Origin of the sequence: Amphritea sp. (assembly GCF_050300915.1) — a bacterium.
Lineage (GTDB): Bacteria > Pseudomonadota > Gammaproteobacteria > Pseudomonadales > Balneatricaceae > Amphritea.
In genome coordinates this window covers 1-10,783 of the sequence record NZ_JBNKYN010000114.1, presented here as the reverse complement: position 1 = coordinate 10,783, position 10,783 = coordinate 1, and the positions used below count along the sequence as shown (strand labels likewise).

At 49.7% G+C, this 10,783-nt stretch carries 9 protein-coding genes; all 9 read right to left on the bottom strand.

Features of this window, described 5'->3' with window-relative positions; genetic code table 11:
- On the bottom strand, positions 1-857 hold an 857-nt coding region (locus tag ACQY8X_RS19765), incomplete at its 3' end, for a hydrolase (protein WP_428036855.1).
- 224 nt (positions 858-1,081) lie between these two features.
- Positions 1,082-2,206, bottom strand: coding sequence for an ABC transporter permease (locus ACQY8X_RS19760; protein ID WP_428036854.1), 1,125 nt, complete (start codon positions 2,204-2,206; stop codon positions 1,082-1,084).
- A gap of 3 nt (positions 2,207-2,209) precedes the next feature.
- On the bottom strand, positions 2,210-4,981 hold the full coding sequence (gene rbbA, locus ACQY8X_RS19755) for a ribosome-associated ATPase/putative transporter RbbA (RefSeq protein WP_428036853.1): 2,772 nt from the start codon (positions 4,979-4,981) through the stop codon (positions 2,210-2,212).
- Positions 4,982-4,992: 11 nt separating this feature from the next.
- Entirely contained in the window at positions 4,993-6,006 is a 1,014-nt protein-coding gene (locus ACQY8X_RS19750) for an HlyD family secretion protein (protein ID WP_428036852.1), read from the bottom strand.
- A 622-nt stretch (positions 6,007-6,628) separates the two neighbouring features.
- On the bottom strand, positions 6,629-7,345 hold the full coding sequence (locus tag ACQY8X_RS19745) for a DUF6639 family protein (protein WP_428036851.1): 717 nt from the start codon (positions 7,343-7,345) through the stop codon (positions 6,629-6,631).
- Between the two features lie 154 nt (positions 7,346-7,499).
- Positions 7,500-7,922, bottom strand: a complete 423-nt coding sequence (locus ACQY8X_RS19740) for an MAPEG family protein (RefSeq protein ID WP_428036850.1) — start codon at positions 7,920-7,922, stop codon at positions 7,500-7,502.
- A gap of 76 nt (positions 7,923-7,998) precedes the next feature.
- Positions 7,999-8,481, bottom strand: coding sequence for an NADAR family protein (locus ACQY8X_RS19735; protein ID WP_428036849.1), 483 nt, complete (start codon positions 8,479-8,481; stop codon positions 7,999-8,001).
- A 248-nt stretch (positions 8,482-8,729) separates the two neighbouring features.
- Positions 8,730-9,380, bottom strand: coding sequence for a LysE family translocator (locus ACQY8X_RS19730; protein WP_428036848.1), 651 nt, complete (start codon positions 9,378-9,380; stop codon positions 8,730-8,732).
- 150 nt (positions 9,381-9,530) lie between these two features.
- On the bottom strand, positions 9,531-10,783 hold a 1,253-nt coding region (locus tag ACQY8X_RS19725; RefSeq protein ID WP_428036847.1), incomplete at its 5' end, for a methyl-accepting chemotaxis protein.

Genomic DNA, 10,783 nt, shown 5'->3' with positions numbered 1-10,783 from the left:
GTTACAGCAGGAGCGCACTGGTTTGCTGCAGGGATCACATCAGCATTCATTAGCGGGTCGTCAGCGGCGTGTATGACTAACGTCGGCCGTTTAATTGTCGCCAGAAACGGCAGCCCACTGGATTGGGCATAATAATCATCAACCCCTGCAAAACCATGCAGTGGCGCAGTCACCAGATGGTCAAACTGATAAAAGGTTTTCAGTGTACCGACTTGCCTGAGTGTCACGGATGCCTGATCAACTATCGTTCCCTGATGAAATTTACCGATGAGTTTATCCCGAAGCTCCTTAATCAGATACCATTGATAAAACCTCGACGCGCCCTTTTCCAGCCGTTTGGCACAGGCAGCTAACACCAGAGGGGCTGAGACGACCACCGCACGCTCTATGGCACTATTACCCTGCATCTCACCCAAATATTTAGCCAGTACATTACCGCCTAAGCTGTAACCGACAGCGAACAGTTTTGATTGCGGGAAATGTTGCCGGAGATGCTGCAGGGTGTCACTGATATCTTGCATATCTCCGCTGTGATAACTACGCGCCAGACGGTTCGGTTCGCCTGAACAACCCCGATGATGGTGCACAACCGCGCATAGACCTGCCTGATGACAATCTCTCAGTAAACGGCGCACATAATGGGAATCGGCGCTGCCTTCCAGGCCATGTAAAATAACCACGATGCTGCTGGCATTCTGAGGATCACCCAACCAGTCAAGATCGATAAAGTCACCATCGCTTAATTCCAGCCGTTGACGCGATAGCGCGGGCGAAACCACCTTTGTAAACACCGGTAGAATGGTCTGCACATGTGGATTTTTTGCCCACCAGGGAGGTGAAAAAGAGCGTCTTATCATCGGTTTGGCTGTCAATGTTGGGAGGACGTTCACAGGATAACAGATCATCAAACCGTTGCTTTAATGCTTTTCATCCTTTTACTCGTTGCCCTCTTTTTACTCGTTCTCCCTTTCTGCCAGAGCGGATAACGACTGCTACCATTATTCATCTTTCGTCTGCATTACCACGCAGGAGCGTGGGAACGAGACGAAACCTGGAAGCGAGACAAATTGAGCCACTTTAATCAGTGACTGACGGCTATTGAACGACGGAACAGCGCCAGGCTCGCGCTGAAGAAAATCGCGCCAAGAGCGATCATCGTCAGCAACTGCGGCCAGATAATACTTAATCCGGCTCCCCGGAAAATGACCGCCTGAGCGAATGACATATAGTGTCGCGATGGTAAAAACCAGGTTAGCGGCTGAATAATTTCCGGCTGACTCTCGATAGGTGTCAGGCCACCGGATAGCATGATAATCGGTACTATCGCCATAATCATCAACAGCGCAAATTGTGCCATGGTGCGGGCAATCGTCCCCAGAAAGATGCCGATGGCCGCTGCTGCAAACAGATACAGCGTCGTGCCCAGCAACAGCAGTAATCTGGACCCATTGATAGGCACATCAAGTATAATCTCAACCACAAACAACATGGCTAACGAAAAGGCCAGCAAAATAATCAGACCATTAGCCCACACTTTTGACATAACAATCTGAAATGAACTTAACGGCATCACTAACAGATGCTCAATCGTGCCATGCTCCCGTTCCCGCAAGAGTGCCGCCCCGGTAAGGATGATGGTAATCATCGATATCTGATTAATCAGTGCATTGATGGCACCAAACCACATACCAATACCATTGGGGTTAAACGCCCGGCGCTGAACCAGGGTCACGGGGTAGTCACTCGTTTCATCCGAACGGTTGATATAGTGATTCACCTCATCAACCACTATATTCTGGATATAGCTGTTGCCAAGGCTTGCCTGAGTCACCGCCGTTGCATCAATATTGATCTTCACACTCGGCTGACGTCCGCCGCGCACATCCTTTTCAAAATCTGGCGGAATCTCCAGCACAAACATATAGCGATCTAAATTCATCCCCTGATCCACTTCATCTGCTGAGATCAGAACCGGCGTTTTGAAATAAGGTGGATAAAGCGCATTCGCAATGGCCCGGGACAGGGCTGAATGGTTCTCATCGACGATGGCGATTGAAGCATTGTTAACCGATTCGCTGGTTGCCGTCGCCTGAGAGTAGATAGCAAGACTGAACGAATAAACAATCAGGGCCACCATCACCACATCGCTAAAAACACTGCGTAGTTCCTTAGTGCCCAGCCAGAAAATATTGCGCCAGATGTTCATCTATCAGGCCTCCTGCTTTTTCAGAAATGCCGCCGCAATCATCACCAAAGCAGGGCCAAACAGCGCCAGTACCATAATGTCTCCCATTAACTCAGACAGACTTAAGCCCTTAGTAAAAGCGGCGACACTAAGGTGCATATAATAGGTTGCAGGCCATAAGACACCCACAAGATAGCCACCACCTTCCAGTGTTGAGGTGGGTTGCACCAATCCCGAAAAATTAATGGTCGGCATAATCAATAAAATCGCGGTGGCAAACACCGCAGCAACCTGGGATTTAGTCACCGTTGAAACCAATAAACCAAAACCGGTGGAGGCAAAGACATAAAACAACGCCCCCAGACTTAAACCGATCAGGCTGCCCTTCAGCGGCACACCCAGTAAGAAGACAACCAGTAACGTCAGGATCACGAAGTTCACCATACCAATCGCAATATAGGGCAGTTGTTTACCCAGCAAAAATTCAAATCGACTGGTTGGGGTGACATAGAAATTGGTGATGGTACCAATCTCTTTCTCCCGTGCCAGGCTCACCGCCATCAGAATTGCCGGAAACAGCAGCAATAGCATCGCCGGTGTTTTTGGACCGATTGAGTAGATCGTTTTAAAGGAAGGGTTGTAACGATAACGGGATTCCTGCGACACCTTTGCCACAGCGCTGGCATCGATACCGGCATTGGTGGCTAACTCAGTCAGATAGTGAATATGAGCCCCACTGACATAACCGGCAATGGTACTGGCCCGGGTGGTATTCGCCCCGTCAATCCAGGCGGAAACACTGGGCGTCTCACCTTTTTTCAGGTTGCGGCCAAACCCCGATGGGATCTCGATGGCTAAGGTAATATCATTTGACCTTAAACGGCGCTCCAGCTCGTCTTTACTGTGCAAGGCTGGCTGTTCACTAAAATAACGAGACCCCTGAAAATTACTCAAATACTCGCGACTCTCAGGGGTCCGATCGTTATCCAGCGCGGCATAGGTGAGGTTTTCAACATCCAGTGAGATCCCATAGGCAATCACGATCAGCAACATCGAACTACCCAGAAAAGCGAACGCCATCCGCACCGGGTCACGTATCACTTCCATCATTTCACGATAGCTATAGGCCAGCATCCGGTTAAAGCTGAAGCCAGACTTCTGTTTATCTGCTGTTGATGAGCCAGGCGATTCGCTGGATTCACCGGCCAGTCCGTCGATCTCCTGCAGGCTATTCTGATCTACCGCCGCGACATCCTCGATGCCGATAGCCTCTTCAAGATAACCAATAAAGGCCTCTTCTAATGTGGCAGCACCTTTCGCATCAACCAGGTGCTGTGGTTCATCATAAACCAGCACCTTACCGGCATGCATCAGCGAGATACGATCACAGCGTAGTGCTTCATTCATAAAGTGAGTCGAAATAAAAATCGTCACCTTATCCTGCCGGGATAACTCAACCAGCAGTTCCCAGAAACCATCCCGGGCGACAGGATCAACCCCGGATGTGGGTTCATCAAGAATCAGCATTTCCGGCTCATGAATCACCGCTACAGCCAGTGAAAGGCGTTGCCGCATTCCCAGAGGCAAAGAGGAAGCCAGTGCCTGCATATGCTCAGCCAGATTGAAACGTTCAGCCAGGGTGGCAATCCGCTCAGCGGTTTTTTCAGGTGTCAGATGGAATAAACGGGCATGCAGCGTCAGGTTTTGCGCCACCGTTAGTTCGCCATAGAGAGAAAACGCCTGAGTCATAAACCCGACGCGTTTACGCGTTTCCAGATCGCCTGCATTCACCGGGTTACCAAACAGGAACGCTTCGCCCCCGGAAACGGGTAACAACCCGGTCAGCATTTTCATCGTGGTGGTTTTGCCGCAACCATTCGAGCCGAGAAAACCAAAAATCTCACCGGCCTGAATCTCGAAGCTGACATTATCGACCGCTGTAAAATCACCAAACCGACGGGTTAAGCCTCTGGCCACAATTGCCGGCGTTGCGGTGTTTTTTTCCAGTGGCGGAATCACCAGCTCCGTCATATCGCCACGTTTGCCTTCGGGCAACAGACGCACAAAGGCGGTTTCTAAATCATCGGCACCGGTGCGCTCCTTGAGTTCTGCCGGCGTTCCAGTATCCAGCACCTGCCCTGCATCCATCGCAACCAGCCAGTCGAATCCCTCCGCTTCATCCATATAGGCGGTAGACACAAGCACACTCATGCCGGGGCGTTCCTGGCGAATGGCCGCAATTAATGACCAGAACTGACGCCGGGAGAGTGGATCAACTCCTGTTGTAGGCTCATCCAGTATCAATAAATCCGGATCATGAATCAGGGAGCAACAAAGCCCTAGTTTTTGCTTCATACCGCCTGACAACTGACCCGCCGGACGTGACAGAAATGGATGCAGCCCGGTCGCCTTTGTTAACCGGTCAATACGCGTCCGCCGCTCCGTCGCAGCCTGACCAAACAACTTACCAAAAAAATCCAGGTTCTCTTGAACACTCAGTTCTGCATAAAGGTTTTTGCCCAGCCCTTGCGGCATATAAGCGATGCCGGGACCAATTGAATGACGATGAGCAACGGAAGCCATATCACCACCCAATACTTCAAGCTGTCCTTGCTGTAACTGACGCGCCCCGGATACAAGCCCCATCAGGGTCGATTTACCAACCCCATCCGGCCCCAGTAAACCAACCATCAAACCAGCCGGTATGGCCAGCGTTATATCATCAACGGCATGTACCTGTTTATAGCGATGCGTAACCCCCTGAAAGCGCACCACAGGGCAATCGTGTTGAACCATGATAGCACCCGTTAGTTCTGGCTGGTTTTAGCAGGCTCAACCGCAGCAGGAAGCTTTTGCAGAAAATCCGGCCATGGCGATGGCTCCTCCCCCGGCAGTTCAGAGAGGCGGATATACGCGACACCCCGAACACCGGTCTTAACGCGATCAATATAAGCCTTTACCAGCGTTTCAGGCACCCGCACCTTAACCCGGAACATCAGTTTTTCCCGCTCACTCGCCGTTTCAACTTCTTTCGGCGTAAACTGAGACTCAGGAGAAACAAAACTGACAACCGCTGGAATCGCCACATCCAGAACATCCACTTTGACACGCGCCTCAGCCCCAATGGCTACACGGTTGGCCTGAGAGGATGGAATAAAGGTTTCCATGTAGACATCAGACAGATTAATCAGTGTTAACACCTTACCGCCACTGCCTAATACTTCGCCCGGCTCAGCCAAACGATACAATACCCGCCCAATGGCCGGTGAAACCAGCTCGGCATCATCTATCTGTGTCTGAATACCTTCGGCTTCAGCTTTAACCGCATCAACATTGCGTTGCTTTGAGACTAAGATCGCCTCTGCTGCATTCACATTCGCCTTCGCAACCGCAACCTGACTCACCTGAGTATCATAAGCCTCCTTACTGGCATGTCCCCTGTTAAGCAGCGCCCGGGTACGCGCCAGTTCCTGCTGCGCCAGAATTAACTTTGCCTTTGCCTGCTCGATAGACGCCTCAGCAGCAGACACCTCACTCTGCGCACTGGCAATATTTGCCTCTGCCCGCAAACGCTGTGCCCGTAACTGCGCAGTATCAATTCTGGCAACCACATCACCCGCCTGTACAAGATCGCCCTCCTGGGCTAAAACAGACTCCACCCGACCCGCAATTTTCGTTGATATATCAACCTGCACGGCTTCAATTCGCCCATTGCCTGAAGCAATATCGGCAGGCAACCCTGGTGTTTGCATGGATTGCCACAACAACCCGCCTGCTACCAAAGCAAGGATTACAACTACGCCAATCATTAATCGTTTCACGCTGATCTCCATTATCCAACTAACACCCGCTGATGAGTGCTAAGTTATTTAATCCATCAAATAACAGCTATCTGTCTGCTTAATAGCCGCTAATCTGCTTCACCCTTGAGAAGCACACTATACCCATCGGAACTGCACACCCGATGAGGCTAAATCCAGCTCTGTATAAGTAATATGAAAAGAGTAACAACAATCAATTGAGGATGTCAGCGACCTCGGTCAAGGGTAGCGACAACGAAAGCCACACAACCAGATTCAGTGCTGACAGACAATAAAAGCATCAGAGATGCTGCCACCGCAGTACAAAGGCATAATGATTCGGCCGGTGGACACAAAACAGTTTCACATCACTTATCAAAAAAAGATATTAAAATCAGCATACTCCAAAAAAGCAATTAATATATACAATTAAAGTCAATACTACACAAAATTCACCTTCTTAATAACCTATCAACCAGTGAAACCCACTAATCGTTAATGGCTAACTCAGTCGTTGAGCAAAGATGTAAGGTATACATTCCCACGCGGGAGCGTGATAACGAGACAAGCGTTCCCTCGCAGTCGCGCAGCGACGTTCTGGCAAGAGGCGAAGCCACAACAACTAACCACTGGCGACTGCTTTTCAAGGCACCGATACATACAGCCATTTATGATTCAGAAGAATCTTGATAAACCCTTTCGGATCACTCAGCCCGTTAAGATGGAGGTATGACTTCACCGCAAACCCCGTGGGATTGAACCCCATGTAAGTCACGCTTATTTCATCTCCGGTCTCCCAGGGGCCGGTCGCGGCAGCGTCCATGATCGCGGCCCTTCTGGGGGCTGATAAAACCCCAAGCTGAGTGGCATGGGCCAGATATTCCTGCGCGGCATTTGTCCACAGATCCTCAGTACTATCTGCGTTGTGTTGAAAGATTGCATGGGTGATTTCATGAGCGAAAGCGCCAACGTAATGCTCCTCATCAAAGGGCATGTTGTACATCTCAGGCGCTTGGCTGCTTTTCAATATCGCCGGTAGTGACATCATCAGAATATGATCGTTCTGGCGGTCATAACTGCCGTAGGCCATATAGCCATCCCGGTTGATGCTCTCTTCAATAATGTCGATCCCGATGGTTCTTTGTGGCTGCAATCCGTATTGATCAAGAAACGCGACCGCCCTGGCTGCGGCATCACAAACATACACAACCATGCTCTCATCAGGTGCGGATATTAATATCTCAGGAGTCGCTTCACAGCGAAACTGACTGGCTTCCAAAGAAGTCACCCCGCTAACACAGATGATAGCCAGACAGACGCTATGTATCGGTTTAAAGAACCTTCGCTGATTCGTTTTCATAGTTGATGCCCATTGATAACAACTGGTCATGCGCTCACACCAACTCAAAGGCGTTGTTGCTTCTGGTGTCAGGCTCTGACGATTTAGCTATCAATATAGTCTGAAGTCCTGTTCAGCGCCTGAGTCCGATAGTCAGTACGTCTGCTTCAGCGATTCACATTGCAAATACAGAAGCTGAAAACAGCGCCCATATGATCAGTAAAACGACATTACTCAGGGCGAACACAATAAACCGGTGCAGCACATGGTTATATGTCAGATGTACAAGACTATGTAACACCCGCAACCCGACATAGCTCCAGCAGAACCCCACTGTGACGGATGTATCTGTCTGTGTCACATACTGAGCCAGAACCACAACATAGAACAGCAGCGGCAGCTCTAAAAGACTCATGTAGTTACGATTAGGCAGGCTGATCTCTGCCGGAACATCAGCGGACTCGCCCAGTCTGAAGTCATCAGCAGTGACATCCCCGCGAAAAATACCGCGAAAGCGTCTGTAGGGAATGATAAGAAGAATAATGAAGGTCCAGGCGGCCAGCGCGATCATTGGCAACAGGATAGAGAGGTTATTCATTCTGAGCTCCATGCTATGCCTGATTCAACCCCAGGCGTTCTTACTAAATGAGGATTGGTTTTACCCTGTTCCTGAGCTAGCTGTTCCCCCTCTGCTCTAGCTCTTCCCGCAGTTTATCTCTGATGCCCATCAGCATTTTGCCAAAGGCATTGTTGCCACGCATATCACGGCCGCTGCCCCAGAAATAGTCATACTGAGTCAGATCGGCAATCTCAATTTCATTACTGTCCAATAATATCTGAGCGATCTCCGGGTAAGTCCGGCATTTAATATAGGTCCCGCGGGTCATGTAGGTGACCTTCACCCGGTCCCAGTCCTTTCGCCGTTCATGGCCTTTACTCTTACCCAGCTTTCCGGCCTCTGCCGGATGCGCTGACTGACGGATCTGCTCAGCATAAGCCGGATTACCAAACTTCATCGCCTGATAGTAGTGTTCTACCGAAGGCCACTCAAAACCATCCAGTTCGAATGCGTGTTTAGAGTATGAAGCCAGAGGATTCGTGGGATCGTTGCGCGTCAGAGTGAGTAATTTTTTCTCTTTTCTGGGACTAAAAAACATGAGGTGTTCCTGGTTATCCTGTGACCCGTGAATAGTATATCGATAGCGTCAGGGAAGGTGATTCATTTTTCTGCTTAAGCGACCGCCTTAACAGAACCCTATCGCTACCGCAGAACAGCATGAGAGGATGCGGTAAACGCCCCGTCTAATGCTGTGATTCTGAGCAATGGGGGCTGAATCATTCATTGTTACTTTTCCAGAACGGGTCATAACTCAGGGCTTCTCCCCGTATGGACTATCGCTCTGTTTCAATGATCTCTTTGTAATGATGTCCGTGCAACCATCAGGGCTGCCAGAGCTAACGCACTGCCTGCAACACTATCCATAATGGCAGTCGAACGCTTAGACACCGCTAATGCGGAGGCCTTTGAGCCTAAGACCGCATAAAGAAGTAAGGCCGGATATTCGAGTATAAGAGCCAATAGAGCAAGCGTTAACATTCGCAGCTCCATCCCGGCACCTTCGCCAGCAAATACGGGTAGCATTGCCGCAAAAAATAAAACAGATTTTGGATTAGCACCCTGCATCGCAAAACTCGACCAGAACAATGCTTTAGCAGATTTTTTGTTGTGTGATTTCGCCTTTAACTCTGTCGCGTAGAGTGCATTTCTGACCGTTTTGATTGCAAGATACAACAGGTAAGTCACACCAACCCATTTAACTATTTCAAACAGCCATGGGAACGCAAAAATCAGAGTACTGATACCAAGCACTGATAAAACTGAATACATGAAGTTGGCTACAAATACGCCAGCGATACTTGCATGAGCCTTACCAACACCGTTACCGATTGAATCACCTACGACCTTTAACACAGCAGGCCCCGGCGAAAAATTAAGCGCCGCATTTGCGCTAATGAAAGCGAGTAAAGTTGCCCACTCTATTGTCCAGAAGCTCATACATTCATCCCTTTATAAATGAGACTCTACTACCTGATTCACCATTCTTCTCAGAAAGATACGCACAATAGGGACTCTCTGTTTTAGTACCCAATAAGAGTCCACACTGCACGAATAACGGTTTGTTATACCCACCAGAAAAGGAAGACCTTATAAACGGAAGCGCCTGACTTCACTTTCAATTTCTCGAATCAAACCCCGCAAGGTTTCAGCCTGCTCCGCTGCTTTAGCGCCTTCATCTGCCATGTTTGAGGCAGCATCACTAATCGCAGTAGTGTTAAGGTTGATCTCTTCGGTTACTAAGGTTTGCTCTTCAGCCGCCGACGCAATCAGAACGGCCCGGTCTGAGATCTCTGCAATCGCCGAGGTAATCATGGCAAGACTCTGGCGCGCTAATTCAGCGTCATCAACGCTTTGTGCCGCCATCGAATGACCACGCCCCATGCTTGAAACCGCTTGCTTGGTCGTTTTTTGCAGGGTATCGATCATATTTTGTATCTCACCGGTCGACGCATGCGTCCGCTGCGAAAGCACACGAACTTCATCAGCAACCACGGCAAAGCCCCGGCCCTGATCACCCGCCCGGGCCGCTTCAATTGCAGCATTCAAGGCCAGTAAGTTAGTTTGCTCTGCTATCCCACTAATCGTCGAAAGAATACCGCTGATATGTTGGGAGTGTCTTTCCAGATCGCTGATAACATCGGTGGCACGCTGGACTTCATCCGCTAACGCCTGGATAGACCGCTGACTTTTCTCAACCTGCACCTGTCCATTTTCGCTGATGCTCACCGAATCCTTAGCGGAGTGAGCCGCGCCTTCAGCATTACCTGCAATTTCCTGTGTAGCAGAGGCCATCTCCGTCACGGCGGCCGCGACCATATTTATTTCATCTTGTTGCACACGGATACGCTGACTGCGCTGCTGTGCCGCCTGTGTAAAATGATCAGCGGTTTGGGTAAGACTACCAGAGGTTTGACTTAAGCGGCTGATAATACCGTGTAATCGCTCGACAAACTGGTTAAACCCTTGTGCTAAAACACCGATCTCATCGCGGCTATTTACGGGTATACGGACGGTGAGATCCCCCTCTCCTTCCGATATGTCTTTCAATGCCTGGCTTACACGTTCGAGATTTTTAAACATAACCTTGAACAGCGCGGTCAAAATTAAGCTCAGCACAATAACAATCCCCAGGCTGATCAGGGCTTGGGTTGTGAGCGACTGCATTAACGGTTTTAATATGGTTGCTTTGTCTACTACGTAGATTAACGCCCATGTGGTATCAGGAATCGCAGCGGCGTAAACAAGACGATCACGGTTATCCAGCTGAGTTTCTATCAACTGATCACCGTCGATCAGCCTGGTTAGCGAATCCCCCGCTAAAACCGGGTTAACGCTGGCCA